Here is a 21,222-nt window from a genome sequence, read left to right on the forward strand (position 1 = left end):
TCCCATATTTCAAAATGTTATGTACAATTATTATACGATAAGGTATAGCTAAAAGGAATAATGGTCATGCAAAATATGTATTTTTATTTCTGACATCAAACTATTAGAATAATAGATAAATGGGGGAATGGGAGGAAAAGGGAATGACAAATTCGACCACCGCAGATTATGTAACAGTAGGTAATCTACAAGTCGCTAAAGAACTTTATGATTTTGTTAATCTGGAAGCGCTCCCTGATACAGGGCTTGACCGTGAAAGGTTTTGGCAGGACTTAGGTAAGCTTGTCCGTGAACTAACGCCAAAAAACGAGGCATTGTTGGCAGAGCGTGACAAATTGCAAAAGCAAATAGATAAATGGCATCAAGAAAATCCGACGTTGGACGTGGATGCATACAAAGCTTTCTTACAAGAAATTGGTTATCTGGAGCCTGAAGCGGATGATTTTGCCGTTCAGCCGGAGAACATTGATGATGTGATTACCAAGCAAGCGGGCCCGCAATTGGTTGTACCAATGGATAATGCGCGTTATGCACTTAATGCCGCCAATGCTCGCTGGGGTTCTCTTTATGATGCATTGTATGGAACAGATGTTATCAGTGAAGAAAATGGCGCGGAAAAAGCAGGATCGTACAATCCCGTTCGTGGTGAAAAAGTGATTGCATTTGCAAAGCATTTTTTGGATGAACATGCACCACTTTCGTCATCATCACATGCAGAAGCAACAAACTATGCGGTTAAAAACGGAAAATTAGCAATCACTTTGGCAAATGGTGCAACAACACAATTGAAAAACCCTTCTTTATTTGCAGGCTACCAAGGGACACCGGAAAAACCAAGCGCAATCTTGCTAAAACACCATGCTTTACATGTGGAAATTCAAATCGATCACAACCATCCTATTGGAAAAATGGATCAAGCTGGCGTGAAAGATGTTTATTTAGAATCAGCAACTTCAAGCATTATGGACTGTGAAGATTCGGTGGCAGCTGTGGATGCAGCGGATAAAACGCACATTTATCGTAATTGGCTTGGTCTGAACAAAGGAGACCTGACATCGGTATTTACCAAAGATGGTAAAGAAGTAACCCGGACCTTAAACGCTGATCGCACGTATACAGAACCCACCGGCAAAGGGCAAATCACGTTATCAGGCCGTGTGCTCATGCTTGTTCGTAATGTTGGTCATTTAACAACGAACAATGCAGTGCTTGATGAAAATGGGAATGAGGTCTATGAAGGAATCATGGATGCTGTGTTTACCAGCTTGATTGCGAAACATGATCTTTTAGGGAATGGTCAATATCAAAATTCCCCCAAAAAATCAATCTATATTGTCAAACCGAAAATGCATGGCTCCAAAGAAGCTGCTTTTGCCAATGAATTGTTTAACCGGGTGGAAGATATGCTCAACATGGAACGCCATACCCTCAAAATTGGTCTTATGGATGAAGAGGCTCGTACAAGTCTGAATCTGAAAAATTGTATTCATGAGGTGAAAAATCGAATTTGTTTTATCAATACGGGGTTTCTGGACCGGACTGGTGATACGATTCATACATCCATGGAAGCAGGTCCAATGATACGCAAAGGTGACATGAAATCTTCTGTTTGGTTAAATGGTTATGAAAAGAATAACGTACGTGTTGGTTTGGCCGCCGGATTAAAAGGAAAAGCACAAATTGGCAAGGGAATGTGGGCGATGCCGGATAGGATGGCCGCGATGCTGGAACAAAAAATCGGCCACGTGCAAGCAGGCGGGAATACAGCCTGGGTCCCATCCCCAACAGCAGGAACCTTGCATGCAATTCATTACCATCAGGTGGATGTAGCAAACGTTCAAGAAGCACTTGTTCAAGATAGAACTGATTATCGGGATGACATCTTGTGCATTCCTGTCGCCCAAAATACTAATTGGTCCGATGCAGAAATTCAGGAAGAACTGGATAATAGTGCACAAACACTGCTCGGTTATGTGGTTCGCTGGGTCGAGCAGGGAGTTGGTTGTTCCAAAGTCCCCGATATTAATAATATAGGGATGATGGAAGATCGGGCAACATTACGTATTTCCAGCCAATTGTTGGCCAACTGGCTGTATCATGGTATTTCCACGGCAGAGCAAACATTAACTACACTAAAGCGAATGGCGAAAGTAGTAGATGAACAAAATGCTGACGACCCACAATATCGCCCAATGGCACCCAATTTTGATCAGTCGGTGGCATTTCAGGCAGCTTGTGATTTAGTATTTAAAGGAAAAGAGCAGCCGAATGGTTATACAGAGCCAATTCTTCATGCCCGGCGTTTGGAAGCAAAGGAAAAATATAATAATTAGTTAGATGGCAGGAGAGTGGACGAAAGGATATGTGTTCATTCTCCTTTTTTCTTACCTTTACTCTCTTCTCTATCAATAATTCAGATTTTTATAAATAATATATTGACTTAATAATAGTCGAATGATTTAATATAAATATAGTAAACACTGGGTATTAATCTGATTTTTATAACACAAGAAGAAACGCAATATATAAAAATTAGTAAATCTGTTAGGGAGGCACAGCAGCATGATTTCTTCCATGTTAGGGGAAGTGTTACCAAAGAAACAGATGAAACATTGTGAGGAAGAGGGGCATCCGCTTGGTAATAGAGGGAAGCAAGTAATGGAAGCCCTTTCTGAAGAGGATATTGTCAAGGTTCTTGCCTTTGCAAACAAACAGGAGCAAACGGTTCATATTGTTTCTGGCGGGACCAAACGTGGTTATGGCGGACAGCTTGAACAAGCGGATATTTTGTTATCGCTCGCAAACTATAAAGGGATTGTGGAACATTCCGTTGGTGATCTAACGCTAACCGTTAAACCTGGAACAACATTAAAAGAGATTTCCGATGTGTTGGCAACAAGCGGACAACGGATAGCGCTTGATACACCATGGCCGGAGCGGGCAACGATTGGCGGTATTATTGCAGCGAATGACAGTGGTGCGAAACGGCTGCTTTATGGGTCAGCACGCGATTTAGTGATCGGAACGAGAATCGTTTATCCGGATGGGCGGGTGATCCGGACGGGCGGTAAAGTGGTGAAAAATGTTGCTGGTTATGACATGAATAAGCTGTTCATTGGCTCAATGGGTACGCTTGGTGTGATTAGTGAAATCACGATTAAATTGCGACCATTGCCCAAGTATGAGGGCTTAACATTATTGCATTTTCCGGCAAACAACATGCAAGCAATCCGGGATTTTGCGGTACATATCCTTGACTCCATGATGGAGCCGGTCTCACTTGAGGTGTTAACACCCGGTCTTGCTGAAAAGCTGACAGGCAAACATCAATATACACTGGCGATTGCTTTTGAAGATCGGGAAAACGCCGTCGTCCACCAAGAAAAATGGGTGAAGGAAAATTTGCCGGCGGGTGTTGAACATACCATTCTAAATGAAGATGAGGCGAGAAAGTGGTGGGGGAAATTTCGCCACATTGGTCCAAATGGCTACAATGATCAGGTAAACGAAGCACAAACCCAAGCAGCACTAAAAATCGGCAGCAAAAATCTGGATGTACTTGTGAACCTGGAAGCTGCCGACAAATTTGCTACAAACTATAACGTTACAGTTGCAGGTCATGGCGGTTTGGGACATGGAATTTCACGTGTGTATATTGAAGGCTTTCCGGAAGATATTGCATCTTATATTCAAGCACTAAGAAAACAAGCTGAAGCACGTTTTGGGTACGTCGTATGTACACATTTGCCGTTTAGATTGCGACAAGTTGTAAATGTTTGGGGTGAAAAACCTGCCTATTTTCCACTGCTGGCAGGGATTAAGCGAACGAATGATCCAAAACATATCCTCAATCGCAATCGGTTTGTAGGAGGGATATAAATGAGTGTGGGAGAAAATCGATTAAAACAATTACTGACTGGTGAAGATGTTCCATGCCAAACCAAACGTTTAGGGAATTTTGTTTGGGATGATTTGCCTGATGAAGATAAATGGGCTGATTGCGTTCACTGTGGTTTGTGTCTGGAGGCATGTCCGACCTATCAGGAGACTGGGGAAGAACATAATTCACCACGTGGGCGCGTACATTTAATCAAATCAGTTGCAGAAGGAAAAATGAGTATTAATGAAGCATTTTCGGAGTCGATCTTTAACTGCCTGGACTGTCGAGCCTGTGAAACAGCATGTCCCGCAAATGTTCAGGTGGGTGGCTTGATTGAAGAGGCTCGTGGACAGATTCGTCAGTCGGATCCATTAACAGGTATCAGTGGGCTGGTGAATAAAACCTTTTTACAGGGGATTTTTCCACATCAGAATCGCTTAAATACAGTCGGTAATCTCATGAAATTTTATCAAACAAGCGGCCTACAGCGGGTGGCTAGAAAAACAGGTCTGCTGAATGTGATGCCGAAACACTTGAAGGAGATGGAAACGATCCTGCCAGAAGTGGAAAAACCTGTTCTGGGCAGATACCCGGAAGTGATCCCGGCTGAAGGGGAGACAAAGGGACGGGTGGCCATTTTAACTGGATGTATCATGGATGTTATGTTCAGTGATGTCAATGAGGCTACTATTCGCGTGCTGACCCATAATGGTTATGAGGTTGGTTTGCCGAAAAACCAGGGATGCTGCGGTGCACTGCACATTCATGCCGGTGACCGCAAAACAGGTAAAGAACTGGCAAAAGAAAATATCGAGGCATTTAAGGACTACGATAAGATTCTTGTCAATGCTGCAGGATGTGGCTGTGCACTGCAGGAATATGATGAATTATTTCGTAATGATTCGGAAATGCTGCCATTAGCGAAGGAGTTTTCAGAAAAGATCGAGGATGTCTCGAAATTTTTATATGATCATGATTTTAAGCGGCCAAAAACGGAAATCAACAAAAAAATCACTTATCATGATGCATGCCATTTAGCACATGGGCAAGGAGTACGCTTTGAACCAAGACAATTGTTGAAAGAAATCCCCGGTATTGAAATGATTGATTTGCCAGATGCGGATCGTTGTTGTGGCAGCGCGGGTATCTATAACCTGACCCATCCAGAAATGGCAGGAAAACTGCTTGATCGTAAAATCGATGATATTCCAGATCATGTGGAAATCATCTCGATGGGGAATCCTGGTTGTATGCTGCAAATTGCCTTGGGCGTGGAAAAGCATGGCCGCAGTGAACAAGTCGTGCATACGGTACAACTGCTGGATTGGGCCTATACGAAAGAAAAAGAAGAAGTGGGAAATCAGCCTGTTCAATCAGGTTAAAATCTGGATGGGCAGAGAAACCAGCTATGATCAGGAAAGGAAGTGATATTCATGCTCGGAATAAAGCTGAAGCGACCAAAGCCGGATCGGGTGGAACGGCAATTAATGTGGATTGTTGGCGACCGTGAAGTGCTTTATTTACGGGAAGATATTATTGCCTATGAATGTGACGGCTATACGATGGCAAAAGGGATGCCAAAAGCAGTCGTGTTTGTCCATAATGCCAAACAGGTCTCTAACATTGTAAAACTATTAAACAAGGAAAAGATCCCATATATTGCTCGTGGAGCTGGAACAGGTTTAAGCGGTGGTGCAACTCCATTTGGCGGGGAAGTCATTATTAGTTTGGTACGTATGAAAAAGTTGCTCGAAGTTGACTTTGCCAATCGAACTGCCGTGGTGGAACCAGGTTATGTCAACTTAAAGCTAACCCAGTCGATCTCTGATAAAGGCTATTATTATGCACCAGATCCATCCAGTCAGTATGCTTGTACGATTGGTGGCAACGTTGCCGAAAATGCCGGCGGTGCCCACTGTTTGAAATATGGTGTGACGACCAACCATATTTTAGGACTTGAAGTCGTGCTTCCAAATGGTGATATCGTGGAATTTGGTAAATCAGGCGTGCCAGACCAGCCGGGGTATGATTTGCTTGGCCTTTTAACCGGTTCAGAAGGCACACTTGGAATTGTTACCAAAATCACTGTAAAAGTACTTAAAAATCCTGAAGGCAAACAGACAGTGCTCGCCTATTATGATGACATAAAGGACGCCAGCCAGACTGTTTCCGATATTATATCAGCAGGGATTATTCCAGCTGCATTGGAAATGATGGATACAATTGCAGTTGAAGGGGTGGAAGCGGCTGCCTACCCGGTTGGACATCCGAAAGATATCGCGGCATTTCTACTAATTGAAGTGGATGGAGTCGCTGCTGGTATTGAAAGTCAAATTGAAGAAATACTGACTGTTTGCAAACAAAACCATGTCCGTGAAGTCAAAGTGGCCAAAGACGAGGCAGAGCGCAGTCTTTGGTGGGCGAATCGAAAAACAGGATTTGGGGCGATGGGGGCAATTTCACCGGATTATCTTGTACAAGATGGGGTGATTCCACGTACACGTTTACCGGAAGTACTCGAACAAATTGCCGCTATAAGTAAAAAATATGATTTGCGCATTGCAAATATTTTTCATGCCGGAGATGGAAATTTACATCCGCTCATTTTATATGATGGCAGTGACCCGGAACAAATGAAGCGGGCATCAAAGGCAGGGTCGGAATGCCTGAAAGCTTGTGCTGATGTAGGTGGATCGATTACCGGTGAACATGGTGTCGGTATTGAAAAAGCAGCGGAAATGCGCTTTATTTTCAATGAGGAAGAAATGGCTGCACAAACGGATATTCGTGCTGTGTTTAATCCAGATGATCGATTGAATCCAGGTAAACTATTTCCAACGCCGAGTCAGTGTGTCGAAGTGAAACAGGAATGGAAACTGGCGGATTAATCTTTCATTGTGAAGGGGTCTTCCCTTCCTATACAACAAAATTATTGAATATTCAGATCCTAATGAATTGTTGGTGGTGCAAAAAGATAGAATCTTTTTGCACCGTAAATAGCAGGAATTAGCGGTAAGGTTATCGCTTTAGAATAAAGATGAATAGGGAGGGAATTTAACATGGGTGAGGGAGTATTAACAGTGCTGGCGTTACTTCCAATCATTGTTGTTGCTTTATTCCTGGTTGGTTTCAAATGGCCAGCAAGTAAGGCCATGCCGCTTTCGTACATTACGGTCGTACTATTAGCATTGTTTGTTTGGAACGTCTCTTTTCCACAAGTCGCAGCTGCTTCGGTTAACGGTCTGATTGTCGCTATCACGCTATTGTTCATTATTTTTGGTGCCATTTTACTATTAAACACGTTACAAGAAAGTGGCGGACTGCATACCATTCGTCGTGGTTTTACCGATATTACACCAGACCGGCGGATTCAGGTCATTATTGTTGCCTGGCTGTTTGGTTCATTTATTGAAGGCTCAGCAGGGTTTGGCACACCAGCAGCAGTTGCTGTACCATTATTAGTAGGACTAGGTTTTCCTCCGATGGCAGCAGTCGTTTCAGGATTGGTGATTCAAAGTACACCTGTATCGTTTGGTGCGGTCGGAACGCCTATGGTATTGGGAGTAGGATCGGGGATAGAAACACTCACACAAATTCCGGATGTTCCGGCATTTATAGTTGATTTGGCTGGGAAAGTTGCTGTGCTCCATACGATAGCAGGGATGTTAATTCCACTGTTTTTAGTAGGAATATTAACCCGCTATTTCGGGAAAAACAAGTCATTTAGTGAAGGGTTGAAGGTATGGAAGTTCGCTATATTTGCAGCATTGGCGATGACCGTACCATATATCATTGTCGCGAATACGCTGGGTCCTGAATTCCCATCCATGATTGGCGGCCTCATTGGTTTATTAATTGTTATTCCAGCTGCCAAGAAAGGGTTTCTAATGCCCAAGGACGATGATGCTTGGGATTTTGAGCCAAAAGATCGCTGGGATCCGACATGGACTGGGCGGCTGGAAATCAAACAAAGCGATATTTATGCAGGAAAGATTAGCATGCTACGTGCATGGTCCCCATACGTATTGATTGCATTGATGCTGCTGCTTTCCCGAATGACTGTCGTGGGAGATTGGCTAAAAGCAGCAACTATTGAGGTTCCAAATATTTTTGGGACAGACATCACGTCCAGCTGGGAAATCCTCTTTTCTCCAGGTTTTATTTTTATTGTTGCATCTGTTTATGTGTACTACGCTCATGGCATGAAAATAAAAGAATATGCACAGGCTTGGAAGGATTCCGGGAAAACAATGCTTGCCGCAGGTTCCGCGCTTGTTTTTACCGTTCCAATGGTACAAGTATTCCTTAATTCGGATGGTGGAGCGGCTGGTTACGCTGAAATGCCAATCGTCCTTGCAGACGGTGTCGCAAATCTGGCGCAAACGGCATATCCATTTTTTGCAACATTTATCGGTGGGCTAGGTGCATTTGTCGCTGGAAGTAACACGATCAGTAATATGATGTTTTCCTTGTTCCAATACGGCGTTGGTGAACGAATCGGCGGAGATCCAACCTGGATGGTCGCACTGCAGGCAGTAGGTGGAGCGGCCGGTAACATGGTCTGTGTGCATAATGTTGTCGCAGCCGCAGCCGTTGTTGGTTTAGTCGGAAAAGAAGGGCATGTCATTCGCAAGACCCTACTGCCATTTGTCTATTACTCCCTATTAATTGGTTCGATCGGCTATTCGATCATGTGGACATCCGAAAAAGGCATATTTAACATCGGATCGATCATTGCTGTCATTATTTGGGCAATTGCTATCTACTTCATTGCCACGAATAAAAAACGACTAAATGCGCTAGAACAAAACATTGCTTCGTAGCGTAAAATAGGAATGAAATATGAAAAAAGTTTGTTCATCCATTCATACTTACAAAATATATAAAATTCATTGACAAATCCTCCACACATGGTATGATACAAGCAAAGGTAAAATTTAATAAAAAACCGCTAGGGGTGCCTTCCAAAAAGGCTGAGATTAAAGTGTGACTTTAAGACCCTTGGAACCTGAACTGATTAATATCAGCGTAGGGAAGTGATGTGGAACAATAGATGTTCAAGGAATGTAACATAGGCTGGTAAAATTTCTTCATTTCTTGTATTTGTCCATAGTTGTTCAAAATAATGAACAATCTCAGGTGTTCTCAAATAATTATCCAACCACTTTCTCGATGCGCTGTCATCTTGAAAGTGGTTTTTTGTTTTGCTGAAAGGATAGGTGTTCATGGAATACAACAAAACATGGAAAAGGAAAAAGGATATAAACGCCACTAAGGAATTACATGTCGTCTCAACGGGTCAACAAACCGCTGAAACACTTGTACAAATAGTGGCAATGATTCATAAAGGTGTTAACAAGATTCATTTACGGGAGAAAAGTTGGACAGCTGCCGAACTAGTCCGGGTAATTGAAGCTTTAACGGATCGCGGTGTGCCGCTCGAAAAAATTATTGTTAATGACCGTGTTGACATTGCGCATATCTTAGGAGCAAATGGTGTTCAGCTTGCCCATCATAGTATCGATGCTTCATTGGTCATGCAGGCTTTTTCATCATTAAAAATCGGTTGTTCGATACATTCGCTTGACGAAGCAATCAAGGCAGAAAAGAAAGGGGTTGATTATCTTCTATATGGACATATTCATTGCACGAGATCAAAAGAGGGAATGACACCGAGAGGACTAAATAACTTGCGAAAACTCACGCAGCAAGTAACCATTCCCGTTATTGCCATCGGAGGAATCACACCTGAAAATACACATGACACGTTGGCAGCCGGGGCGAATGGAATTGCCGTTATGTCAGGCGTTTTCCAAGCAGATGATCCAGTGCGCGCAGTCATGAATTATCGTAAAGCAATGCATACGCAGGAGGTGATCCTATGAAGTTACGAGTAAATGGTGAACGGATTACCATTCCGTCTTCGGTAGCAACCATCACTGAGTTACTCGCATATATCCAAGTGAAGAATCCTGTCACTATTGTCGAACATAATGAAAATATTTTGGAAAAACATGACTATGACAGTGCAAAATTATCGGATGGAGACAAAATAGAATTAGTTCAATTTGTAGGAGGCGGTTGACTTGCTAACAATTGGAAATAAGCAATTTAATTCAAGATTATTATTGGGTACAGGAAAATATCCGAATTTTGATATTCAAAAAGCAGCGATTGAAGCATCGGAAGCAGAAATCTTAACGTTTACCGTTCGCCGGATGAATATTTATGAGCCAAACCAGCCCAATTTCCTGGAAAAACTGGACGTAGAGAAATTTAGTCTTTTACCGAATACGGCTGGTGCAAAGTCAGCGAAAGAAGCCGTACGACATGCCAAGTTGGCAAGAGCATCGGGACTATGTGACATGATCAAAGTGGAGGTCATTGGTTGTGATAAAACATTGCTGCCAGATCCGCTGGAAACATTAAAGGCAACGGAAGAATTGCTAAAAGAAGGATTTATTGTTTTACCGTATACTTCCGATGATGTGGTACTAGCCAAAAGGTTGGAGGAGCTTGGCACACATGCGATTATGCCTGGGGCGTCACCAATTGGCTCGGGGCAGGGAATTATCAACCCGGTTAATTTGCGTTTTATCATTGAGCAAACAGAAGTTCCTGTGATTGTTGATGCCGGAATCGGCTCCCCGGCCGATGCAGCTTATGCAATGGAACTTGGTGCAGACGCTGTTTTATTAAATACGGCGGTTTCAGCGTCTAAAGATCCGGTCAAAATGGCAAAAGCGATGAAGCAAGCAGTGGAAGCTGGTCGCTTAGGATATGAAGCTGGGCGTATCCCGAAAAAACGGACCGCCACAGCAAGCAGTCCAATGGAGGGAATAAGTATTGGCTGAAAAATCAATACCTACTCAAAAACATGATCAAAATACGAACGAAAAGGGACAGGTGAAGGGATGAATGATCGTTATTCCAGACAGACGTTGTTTAAGTATATTGGTGAAGAGGGCCAACAAAAAATGGCGGGAAAACAGGTACTTATCATAGGTGCGGGTGCGCTTGGCACAGGAAATGCAGAATCGCTGGTTCGTGCGGGTGTAGGAAAAGTAACCATTGTCGACCGTGATTATGTAGAATGGAGCAATTTACAGCGGCAACAGCTTTATGTGGAATTGGATGCAAAAAACCGGATACCTAAAGCTGTTGCTGCAAAAAAACGGCTGCAGCAAATCAATTCCGAGGTAGACATTGAATCACATATTTTAGATATCACACCACCGGAAATGGAGCAACTGATCAAAGGAGTCGATTTAATTATTGATGCGACGGATAATTTTGATATTCGCATGATCATCAATGATATCTCGCAAAAATATCAAATTCCATGGATTTACGGGTCGTGCGTGGGTAGCTACGGCATAAGTTTTACAATTGTGCCAAAGGAAACACCATGCCTCCATTGTCTTATGGAAGATGTCCCGATTGGTGGTTTAACCTGTGAAACGGCAGGAATCATCAGCCCTACTGTTGGAATGGTCGTTGTACAACAAACCATTGAAGCTTTCAAAATACTTACGGAGAATTGGGATGCACTTAGAAGAAAGCTAATCTCCTTTGATCTATGGAGTAATCATCATTCATCAATTGATATATCAACGGTGAAAAAAGCAACCTGTTCGTCTTGTGGAGAAAATCCAACATATCCTTTTCTTTCCTATGAAAATCAAACAAAAACAGCAGTGCTTTGTGGAAGGGATACGGTTCAAATTAGACCCGCCAAAAGGCAAAATCGCAATCTGCATGCGATTGCTAAAGTGCTTGCCGGAAAGGGTGGAAAAGTGGAACAAAATCCCTTTCTACTTTCATATACGATTGACGACCAACGTCTTGTCTTGTTCCGAGATGGCCGTACATTGGTACATGGAACGAATGATAAAATAAAGGCAAAAACACTTTATTATCGTTATTTTGGATAGAGGGAATGGTCACTTTATAGCTTGTGTAGTATAGAAATTCAAATTCATAAAAACAAGAGGGATGCTTTGTGGCTGTTTTGCAATGGTTCGTTGATCTTGGCGCTAGTGTCATGCTTCCTATTATCGTTTTCATCTTTGCCCTTATACTGGGAACGAAGGTAGGAAAAGCTTGTCGCTCAGGATTAACAGTGGGAATTGGATTTATTGGATTAAACCTGGTTATTGGTCTGTTGACAGATAGTCTGGGACCGGCTGCACAGGCAATGGTAGACCATTTCGGGTTGAAATTACATACGATTGATATTGGTTGGCCAGCTACATCAGCCATTTCGTATGGGACGGTTTTAGGCAGTTTGGCAATCCCGATTGGAATTGGTGTAAATAGTTTTTTATTGATGCTTGGATGGACGAAAACATTAAATATTGATCTTTGGAACTACTGGCATTGTGCGTTCACAGGGTCACTTGTCTATTCGATGACAGGTAACTTTGCACTGGGGTTGCTTACGATAATTGTCCATTTATTATTGATTTTTTTATTGGGGGATATCATTGCGAAGGATGTTCATGCATTTTATGGTTTTAAACAGATGACATTCCCCCATGCTGCCTCTGCTCCGTCTTATTTAGTTGCCAAGCCACTAAATTGGTTGTTTGACAGCATACCAGGTTTTAACAAATTGGATGCCAAGCCGGAATCTATCCAAAAAAAGTTAGGAATATTTGGAGATTCAACCGTGATTGGTGTTTTCATTGGGGGACTAATCGGTATTTTGGCAGGCTATTCTATTACGAAAATTTTACAGCTTTCCATGCAAACCGGAGCTATCATGCTATTGATGCCGAAAATGGTTGCACTTTTAATGGAAGGTTTAGCACCCGTTTCCGAAGCAGCAGGACAAATGGTGAAAAAAAGATTTCCTGGACGTGACTTATATATTGGTATGGATAGTGCACTATCTATCGGCCATCCTGCCGTCTTATCCGCTTCACTACTAATGATCCCACTGACATTACTTTTGGCAGTGATTTTACCGGGTAATCGGGTTCTGCCATTTGGGGATTTGGCAACCATACCATTTTTGATTTGTTTAATGGTACCGGTTTTCAGGGGGAATATTGTACGGACGGTCATTGCAGGTTCTGCCTATATTGCTATTGGACTGTATATTGCGACATGGATAGCGCCATTATTTACAGACACCGCAATCGCAGCTGGATTTGAAACAGGAGGTCATTCAAGCTTTTCTTCATTGGTCGATGGTGCAGTATGGACGACATTCATGTTTATCTCATTCGTAAAAGGACTGAATTGGTATGGAATTGGACTACTCGGGGTTGCCATGCTAATGGGGCTGATTTACGTGAACAAAATAAAAGCCAAACAGTCAGATAAAGGATACGCAAAGGATACGGAGGCAGGATAATGAAAAAGTTATTAATCATGTGCGGGACTGGGATCGCCACATCAACTATGGTCGGTGAGAAGGTGAAAGCATGGTTACGTGAGCAAGAGCTGGAAAGTGAAGTTAATATCTATCAATCTAGTGTTAGTGAAGGGTTTGGGAGAATGAAGGAGTATGACATTGTCGTCTCAACTACCATTGTACCAAACGAAATAAAGGACAGGGTTATTGATGGTATCCCTTTGTTAACAGGTATCGGTACAGAAGAGGTATACCAAAAACTGTTAAGAATAGTTATTCAGGAATAAAACGGAATCGCCTTGCAAGGCCACGGAAAACAATAATAAAAAACACTAGGTGTGCCGCAAACATCATTTATGACTGGTGCCATAAGAAAAAGGAGCGATAATAGATGAGATTTAGTGAACGACTATATGAAAAGGTTAAGCCCATTTGGAAGGATAACCACAATCATCCATTTGTTACGGGTATTGGAGATGGAACGCTTGATAAAGAAAGTTTTCGCCACTATATGATTCAAGACTATGTTTACTTAATCGAATATGCCAAGTTGTTTGCAATTGGAGCATTAAAAGCGAGAGATTTAGAAACTATGGCGAAATTTGCAGAAGTGCTTGATTCAACACTTCACATGGAAATGGACTTACATAGACAGTATGCAAAGAAATTCAATATCTCACCAAAAGAGTTAGAGGAAGCAAAGCCTGCTGCTGTTACTGTGTCTTATACAAACTATATGCTTTCTGTTGGGCAAAGTGGGGGGCTTGCTGAACTTACAACAAGTGTTTTACCGTGTAGTTGGAGCTACGCAGAGATAGGCAAGCGCTTAGCTCAATTACCTGGTGCAACTGAACATCCATTTTATGGTGAATGGGTAAAAATGTATGCCAGTGAAGCATTCCATGCATTAAATGATTGGATGATTGAACTACTAGATCAATTAACAGATGGAAAGCCAGAAAAAGAACTACAATATTTAGAAGAGATTTTCTTATACACTTCTCGCTTTGAATATATGTTTTGGGATATGGCATATAAACAAGAAATGTGGCCAACATCAAATGAAGTAGAAAATTGTTCCTTGTAGGTGGATGGTCGATGCAAGAAGTTCCAACAGTTGTACAACTGAATTGTCAATCCAACATATTTCTGCTATAACCTACTTGGTTGCCAATACTTGGTGGATCATACCAACATACCAGATGAAATGAACCACAAGATCAGCAAACATCCCATTGCTAACAGGTATCGATGTGGATGGAGTATACTAAAAAGTGGTGGAGAAAACTTCACAAAGGTAGAAAAGTGGCCTGTTTCTCCAGACAGGCTTTTTTCCATTGGTATTCTCATGGGGCCATCCCAGAAATTGTTCTGCCTCCCACTATTCATGAATCTGCAGGATGGCGTGAAAGTCTTCTTCCACACTGGGAAAATTCAAATGAATAGTCAACGTTTCAAACTGCCACTGCTACGATGTACGGTAAGGAAGAAACCGTACAGTATCTATGTCCCGATTTACGGTGGAGATAAGGCCTGTATTTTTTGTATGTATTTTTTGTATAAGAAAGATTTCGTATAAGTCTACTAACGCTAATCATTTCATAGCTTTCAACTGTAAATCTCCCTCTACCACATTTGGATCATTTGTAAAAACCATCTGGGTGATCGTTATGAGTGTGAATCCAGCTATTGCTCCACGGCCCTAAAACGTCCATCTAAAAGGTTGATTCTTTACCAAAAATCATTTTTAGTATCAGGCAGATCTTATATGATTCCCAGGCATCCGAATCTACGTTCAACACCTTGAATATTATCATCCCTGTTTATAGTCACATACTTTCTTTTTACATTCTTCTTTTCTTTCTGGAAACCCTGTTTTTTCTCCTAAACTTCTAACGCGAAAGGTCTCTTCATCAATGTCAGCTGAAAAGCCCGCGTTACCATTGACCGTCCCGTCTATCATTAGTCCTCCCACGGGACTTGAATAATCATCATCATCAAATTCGACCGTATCTATATCTATATAATTGTTCCGTATGTAACTTTCGACAGTGTTTTTAGCTGCTGTTATTGTTTCATCGTCAAAATTATCCTTATTGGTATTCACAAAGCATCCTCCTAATAGTATAATAGCAATTAGAATAATATATAAACGGATTATTTTCAAACTAATCACCTCTTACATACAGTTTACAATATAATGGAGTGAATATCCATGGGCAGTTTGACTGAAATGGAAGCTGTAACAATAGCCAAACAATCTTATAAGGAAAATGTGAAAAGTGTTCCTGTAGAAATAAATGGAGATATAATAGAATGGAAAACCAAAGACATCATCGTAGACAAAGATACAGGTCTCAAAGGATACGTCCTTCAAAACAGGGATACGGGTAAAGTGGTGATTAGTTTTGAAGGGACCCAGTTTAATCATGGGGCAGGGCAAATGCTAAATGACATTGGTACAGATGTTTTTGGTGTTGGACTCGGTGGTCAGTCTTATACACAGAATACAGTAAGTGAATACACGGGGTCCCAATTTCAACAAGAAGTAATTGCCAGTGGTCTTGGGGAAGTCGATAAGAAGGGTAATTTCAAGATGATAAATAACAATCAATTTACGAAAGCTACTCCGATTGTCGATGAATATGTTGAGAAATATGGCAAGGATAATATTACATTTACTGGTCACTCACTTGGTGGCGGATTGGCTGAATACTTTGCTGTTAAACATGATACCGATGCAATTACGTTTGCTTCCGCTGCTGTTTATAGTTTGCTAACCGACGAGCAACAGAAACGAGTGAAAAACGGTTATTACAAGGAGAAAATTATTTCCTATACTTATCCAGATGATATTGTAGGAGCATGGTTATATAAACAACCAATTGGAGCAACCTATTATATGAGCGACCCCTTAGAAACATCTATGTTAGGGATTAATACTCACACCATAAATGATAATTATGCCAAGGATAGTTTTTTTGACGAAAATGGGTACTTCAAAGCTGCTCTCTTATACGATGGTGAACTCGGAATACAACTTAAAAATTCTCCGCTTGAAATGAAAAATAATGGTGTTCATGACTTTAGCATAGTCATCCAATCGGAGATCATTAAGTCATTTGCTAAAGACTTGGAAGCGAATACGGATCTAATTAAGAATACGGAGATGGCATTTGTTAACTTTTACGATTATTACATACAGACACTTACAGATATTAAAGGCAAATATTTAAGATTAGTAGGTTCAGGTAATTTTGATAAGTTAACAGCAGCGGATGTGGAAGAAATTTTTCAAGGGTATGGAAAAATGGAAGAAGGAGTACCAATCATATTCGATAAGGAACAATATGAATATATTTTAACAATGTTAAAAAGAGGGAAATCTGATACTGCTGAAATTGGCTTTAACATGAATAAGATGGGAAATAACTTTGAAGAAACAGATCAATTGCTTGCTGACTGGTTGGGTCTCAAATAAAACAGGGAGGGGTGAAAGTATTTGGGGTATGATGGGTATAGTATTGTTGGGGATACAAAACTCAATGATTTTTGGAAGGAACAAATGGAACGAGCTGCCCAAAAAGCAGAACTTAGATCTCGAATAAAAAGTGACATGGAAGATTCCAAACAACTTTTTGAAGCCTATTTGCAGCATAGCTTTGCTACAGGTTCCATACCAGAACATCACAACCAAATCCTTGATAGTATCAACGCTCTTTTCGATGGTAAGGCTAAGCGAGCATTGGAAGAACGATTCAATGATAACATCATAAAGTTGGCGCATACTAATATGGAAATAGAGCTATTCATTGAAACCTTTCACAAGTAAAAAATACCCCCTTCTTCTCACCATAAAACAAGAGGAGTATTTCTCTCGTTTTTCTTACGGTGTGACCGGGTGTAAGTCCTGAGCTGAGATCGTCACATCAACTATGGTCGATGAGAGGGTAAAAGCATGGTTAAATGAGCAAGAGCTGAAAAGTGAAGTCAATATCTATCAATCTAGTGTTAGTGAAGATTTTGAAGAGTAAAGGAGTATGAACATCGTTGTTTTGCCTAAGATCGTACCAGATGAAATGAGGCTGTCATCAACGGTATACTATCGCTAACAGATACCAATGTGAATGGGTATCCGAAAAGTGCAACTACCTTATGTATCAATCGAACCGGACTAAAACTCGATCGAGTACTCCCGAAACTCGATCGAACTAGATACAAAATCAATCAAACAAGCGAAATTCAACCAAGTGTTTTCTGTCTGGACTCTTTCTCAGTAGTCTTGAGCGGTCCCTTTGTCTCCTTAACCCTCTACACACCAAATAGCCCAGTAATCAAAGATATAAATTGCCTTACAATTGGCGGTAAATATCTATTTTTTTCGTAGACCAAATAGACCGTTCTGGAAATGCTGGCATCGTGGATCGTTTTTATTCGGCAATCCGGTTTTTTCGAGAATTTTACATAGTTTTCCGGGACAATCGTAATGCCAAGACCGCTCTCCACTAAACGGCAACCTGTTTCGAACCGTTCAATTTCAAATTGTATGTTGGGTGTTACACCTGCTTTACTGAAGGCATTTAATATATCCGCTCTTGTTTGAAACCCTTCCTTGCAAACAATTAATTTTTTCCCGGCTAACTCCTTCATTTGAAGTTCATTTTTATCTTCTAATTCGTGCCCATACGGGATCAACGCAACCAGCTTTTCTTGATAAAGCGGAATAGCTTCAAATTCCCTATCGTACATGTATTGGTTGGTAATCGCCAACTGAACATCAAAATTGTGAAGCGCGTTTTCTACATCATATAAACTCAATGTTTCCAGCAATCTGACACGTACATCTGGGTGTTGATTTGTAAAAGTAGATAAGATTTTTGGCATAAAAAACATCGTCGATTCAATGAGACCAATGGAGATTTCCATGGGGCCATGCTGCTTCAACCGGGTCATTTCATTGTGAATATGCTCGTAATTGTTTAACAGTTTTTTCGCTTCTTGATATAAGATTTTTCCTTCCTTGGTGACCTGAAAGTGATGTTTCCCACGATCGATTAACGTGAGGCCAAGTTCATGTTCCAATTTTTTAATGGCAGCGCTTAATGATGGTTGTGAAATATGTAATTGATCTGCTGCACGTGTATAGGTTGCTTCTTCCACCAGAGTTATATAGTAGGTTAATTGACGAATATCCATCATATCCTCCTCTTTATAGACGTTACCTATAAAAATATAAAAAATAAGTATTTGTATTTATATGATAGACTATTTATAATTACTAATAAAGTAAATATCTTTAGAAATGGGGTGTAATTATCTATCAGTTGCCCAATCAACAGCTTTGGCAAGGAAGAATTGATACAACTACGAATCGTTCCGGTTTCCGATTGCATCAGGTAATCCAAATACAAGCGGTTGATGATGTGAAAGATAAAGATAATACGTTTAGTTTCATTGGATTTGCAAGTGATGAAGGGGTAAAGAGAAACAAAGGCAGAACAGGAGCGGCGACGGCACCTGATAAGATTCGTACAGAACTTGCCAAGCTCCCATATGGCTATGACCTAAAAACAAAGCTAATCGATGTAGGAAATGTTGTTTGTGAAAATGATGAATTGGAAAAGGCGCAAGAAGAATTGGGAAACCAGATATACAAGCTTTTTCAACAACGTGTTACTCCCATTATTATTGGTGGCGGTCATGAAACCCTGTATGGACATTATTTAGGGGCCAGAAAGCATATTGGACCGGAACGCACATTAGGCATAATTAATATCGATGCTCATTTTGATTTACGCCATGATGAGATACCATCGTCGGGAACCATGTTTAGACAAATTTTAGAACAGGACAAAAGAGCAGGTTATTTATGCTTGGGAATTCAAGAATTTGGGAATACACGACTATTATTTGAAACGGCGGATCGGTTCGGTTGTGCATATGTACAGGCGGATGATATACGACCAGATAATATATGGAGGACGTTGGAAAAAATTGATCTGTTTGCTGGTCAATATGAAGATATTATCGTTACCTTATGTACGGATTCAATCATGGCTTCAGCAGCACCTGGGGTAAGTGCCCCTTCTCCAATGGGATTGGATCCCCAGCTGGTCAAACGGCTATTGAAGTATACGGTAGCCCGAAAAAATGTACGCAGTTTTGATATATCAGAAGTAAATCCTTTGGTGGATGAAAATGGTAAGACTGTTAAACTAGCTGCTTATTTAATAGCAGAAACGATGAAAAGCTTTCATAAGAATTAGTATATCCAATTATTTTGTAAGCGTTTTTAATGATGAAGGGGTGGATAAATATGAAAACGAAAATGCCTGTTACACAATATCGCGGTACCGAATTGCACACAAAAGGATGGATACAGGAAGCGGCATTAAGGATGTTAAACAATAATTTGAATCCCGAAGTTGCTGAAAATCCGGATGAATTGGTCGTGTATGGCGGAATTGGAAAGGCCGCAAGAAATTGGGAATGCTATGAGGCGATTGTAAAGGAATTAAAGCAATTGGAAGAGGATGAAACATTGCTTATTCAATCGGGAAAACCAGTCGCGGTATTTCGTTCGCATAAAAACGCACCAAAAGTGTTAATTGCAAACTCTAATCTTGTGCCTGCCTGGGCCAATTGGGATCATTTTAACGAATTGGATCAAAGAGGCTTGATGATGTATGGGCAAATGACTGCAGGCAGCTGGATTTATATCGGCAGTCAGGGGATTGTTCAAGGAACGTATGAAACGTTTGCGGAATGTGGACGGCAACATTTTAATGGCAATTTAAAAGGAACGATTACCGTTACCGCTGGATTAGGTGGCATGGGTGGCGCCCAGCCTTTAGCCGTTACTTTAAACGAAGGGGTTGCTATTTGTATTGAAGTAGACCAGCATCGCATTGATCGTCGGTTGGAAACAAAATATTTGGATACACAAGCAAGTGATTTGGAAGACGCGATTCAAAAGGCTATAGAAGCAAGGGATAAAGGAGAGGCCTTGTCGATTGGTTTGCTTGGTAATGCGGCGGAAATTTTACCACAAATGTTGGAAAAAGGCTTTGTCCCAGATGTATTGACGGACCAGACATCTGCCCACGATCCGAAAAATGGCTATGTACCAGTTGGAATGAGCTTGAAAAAGGCCAATCAGCTAAGAAACAGTGATCCCGATACCTATACTGCACGTTCAAGGCAAAGTATCGCCCGGCATGTAGAGGCGATGTTACGGATGCAACAGGCTGGTGCCATTACGTTTGATTATGGTAACAATATTCGCCAGGTTGCAAAAGATGAAGGGGTGGCCAATGCGTTTGATTTTCCGGGATTTGTACCTGCCTATATCCGGCCACAATTTTGTGAGGGTAAAGGACCATTCCGCTGGGTGGCGTTATCTGGTGATCCGGAAGATATTTATAAAACGGATGAAGTAATTTTGCGGGAATTTAGCGAAAATGAATCGCTTTGTAAATGGATCAAAATGGCTCAGGAAAAAATCAGTTTTCAAGGACTGCCATCACGTATTTGCTGGCTGGGATATGGCGAGCGTGCCCGGTTTGGCAAAATCATTAATGATCTGGTTGCAAGTGGGGAAATCAAGGCACCGATTGTCATTGGACGTGACCATTTGGATTCCGGTTCCGTAGCATCGCCAAATCGGGAAACGGAAGGTATGAAAGATGGAAGCGATGCTGTTGCCGACTGGCCAATCTTAAATGCCTTGATTAATAGTGTTGGTGGCGCGAGCTGGGTCAGTGTCCATCATGGTGGCGGTGTTGGAATGGGTTATTCACTACATGCCGGAATGGTGATCGTTGCGGATGGTACCAAGGATGCAGAAGAGCGGTTGGAACGAGTACTAACTACTGATCCGGGAATGGGAATCGCAAGGCATGTGGACGCAGGTTATGAACTTGCTGAGAAAACAGCACGAGAAAAAGGGGTTCAAATCCCAATGCTTAAGGGAGAGAAATAG

At 41.4% G+C, this 21,222-nt stretch carries 18 protein-coding genes and 1 riboswitch; of the genes, 16 read left to right on the forward strand and 2 right to left on the reverse strand.

Annotated elements, in window-relative coordinates:
• Positions 1-143 precede the first annotated feature (143 nt).
• The 12 genes from O2S85_RS04770 (at position 144) to tenA (ending at position 14,328) form a co-directional block, all read left to right on the forward strand.
• Positions 144-2,333, forward strand: coding sequence for a malate synthase G (locus tag O2S85_RS04770; protein WP_269411563.1), 2,190 nt, complete (start codon positions 144-146; stop codon positions 2,331-2,333).
• A gap of 229 nt (positions 2,334-2,562) precedes the next feature.
• Entirely contained in the window at positions 2,563-3,879 is a 1,317-nt protein-coding gene (locus O2S85_RS04775; RefSeq protein WP_269411564.1) for an FAD-binding oxidoreductase, read from the forward strand.
• A complete protein-coding gene (locus tag O2S85_RS04780) occupies positions 3,880-5,262 on the forward strand; it encodes a (Fe-S)-binding protein (RefSeq protein ID WP_269411565.1) in 1,383 nt (460 codons plus the stop codon).
• A gap of 105 nt (positions 5,263-5,367) precedes the next feature.
• Positions 5,368-6,768: an FAD-linked oxidase C-terminal domain-containing protein gene (locus O2S85_RS04785; protein ID WP_269412474.1), complete on the forward strand. Its 1,401-nt coding sequence runs from the start codon at positions 5,368-5,370 to the stop codon at positions 6,766-6,768.
• Between the two features lie 171 nt (positions 6,769-6,939).
• Positions 6,940-8,703, forward strand: coding sequence for an L-lactate permease (locus O2S85_RS04790; protein WP_269411566.1), 1,764 nt, complete (start codon positions 6,940-6,942; stop codon positions 8,701-8,703).
• Between the two features lie 120 nt (positions 8,704-8,823).
• A riboswitch (TPP riboswitch) is annotated at positions 8,824-8,932 on the forward strand.
• Positions 8,933-9,105: 173 nt separating this feature from the next.
• Entirely contained in the window at positions 9,106-9,765 is a 660-nt protein-coding gene (gene tenI / locus O2S85_RS04795) for a thiazole tautomerase TenI (protein ID WP_269411567.1), read from the forward strand.
• Entirely contained in the window at positions 9,762-9,965 is a 204-nt protein-coding gene (gene thiS, locus O2S85_RS04800) for a sulfur carrier protein ThiS (RefSeq protein ID WP_269411568.1), read from the forward strand. Before tenI ends, thiS begins: the two co-directional genes overlap by 4 nt.
• Position 9,966: 1 nt before the next feature.
• Positions 9,967-10,734: a thiazole synthase gene (locus O2S85_RS04805; protein WP_269411569.1), complete on the forward strand. Its 768-nt coding sequence runs from the start codon at positions 9,967-9,969 to the stop codon at positions 10,732-10,734.
• Positions 10,735-10,794: 60 nt separating this feature from the next.
• On the forward strand, positions 10,795-11,814 hold the full coding sequence (locus tag O2S85_RS04810) for a thiazole biosynthesis adenylyltransferase ThiF (RefSeq protein WP_269411570.1): 1,020 nt from the start codon (positions 10,795-10,797) through the stop codon (positions 11,812-11,814).
• A 68-nt stretch (positions 11,815-11,882) separates the two neighbouring features.
• The gene (locus tag O2S85_RS04815; RefSeq protein ID WP_269411571.1) at positions 11,883-13,241 is read left to right on the forward strand and encodes a PTS galactitol transporter subunit IIC; all 1,359 of its coding nucleotides are present in this window, start codon (positions 11,883-11,885) and stop codon (positions 13,239-13,241) included.
• Positions 13,241-13,528, forward strand: a complete 288-nt coding sequence (locus tag O2S85_RS04820) for a PTS sugar transporter subunit IIB (RefSeq protein WP_269411572.1) — start codon at positions 13,241-13,243, stop codon at positions 13,526-13,528. Before O2S85_RS04815 ends, O2S85_RS04820 begins: the two co-directional genes overlap by 1 nt.
• A 104-nt stretch (positions 13,529-13,632) precedes the next feature.
• Positions 13,633-14,328, forward strand: a complete 696-nt coding sequence (tenA, locus tag O2S85_RS04825) for a thiaminase II (RefSeq protein WP_269411573.1) — start codon at positions 13,633-13,635, stop codon at positions 14,326-14,328.
• A gap of 726 nt (positions 14,329-15,054) precedes the next feature.
• Here tenA and O2S85_RS04830 read toward each other — a convergent pair.
• Positions 15,055-15,348, reverse strand: a complete 294-nt coding sequence (locus O2S85_RS04830) for a hypothetical protein (RefSeq protein ID WP_269411574.1) — start codon at positions 15,346-15,348, stop codon at positions 15,055-15,057.
• Positions 15,349-15,456: 108 nt separating this feature from the next.
• Here O2S85_RS04830 and O2S85_RS04835 point away from each other — a divergent pair, with 108 nt between their 5' ends.
• On the forward strand, positions 15,457-16,722 hold the full coding sequence (locus tag O2S85_RS04835; RefSeq protein ID WP_269411575.1) for a Tle-like phospholipase domain-containing protein: 1,266 nt from the start codon (positions 15,457-15,459) through the stop codon (positions 16,720-16,722).
• A 21-nt stretch (positions 16,723-16,743) separates the two neighbouring features.
• On the forward strand, positions 16,744-17,073 hold the full coding sequence (locus tag O2S85_RS04840; RefSeq protein ID WP_269411576.1) for a hypothetical protein: 330 nt from the start codon (positions 16,744-16,746) through the stop codon (positions 17,071-17,073).
• 479 nt (positions 17,074-17,552) lie between these two features.
• On the opposite strand, the gene O2S85_RS04845 is transcribed toward O2S85_RS04840, so the two are convergent.
• Entirely contained in the window at positions 17,553-18,440 is an 888-nt protein-coding gene (locus O2S85_RS04845; protein ID WP_269411577.1) for a LysR family transcriptional regulator, read from the reverse strand.
• A 116-nt stretch (positions 18,441-18,556) separates the two neighbouring features.
• Between O2S85_RS04845 and hutG the strand changes: the two genes are divergently transcribed.
• Both hutG and hutU read left to right on the forward strand, forming a co-directional pair.
• A complete protein-coding gene (hutG, locus tag O2S85_RS04850) occupies positions 18,557-19,507 on the forward strand; it encodes a formimidoylglutamase (protein WP_269412475.1) in 951 nt (316 codons plus the stop codon).
• A 50-nt stretch (positions 19,508-19,557) separates the two neighbouring features.
• Positions 19,558-21,222: a urocanate hydratase gene (gene hutU / locus O2S85_RS04855; protein ID WP_269411578.1), complete on the forward strand. Its 1,665-nt coding sequence runs from the start codon at positions 19,558-19,560 to the stop codon at positions 21,220-21,222.

This window comes from Lentibacillus daqui (assembly GCF_027186265.1).
Classification (GTDB): Bacteria; Bacillota; Bacilli; order Bacillales; family Amphibacillaceae; genus Lentibacillus_C; species Lentibacillus_C daqui.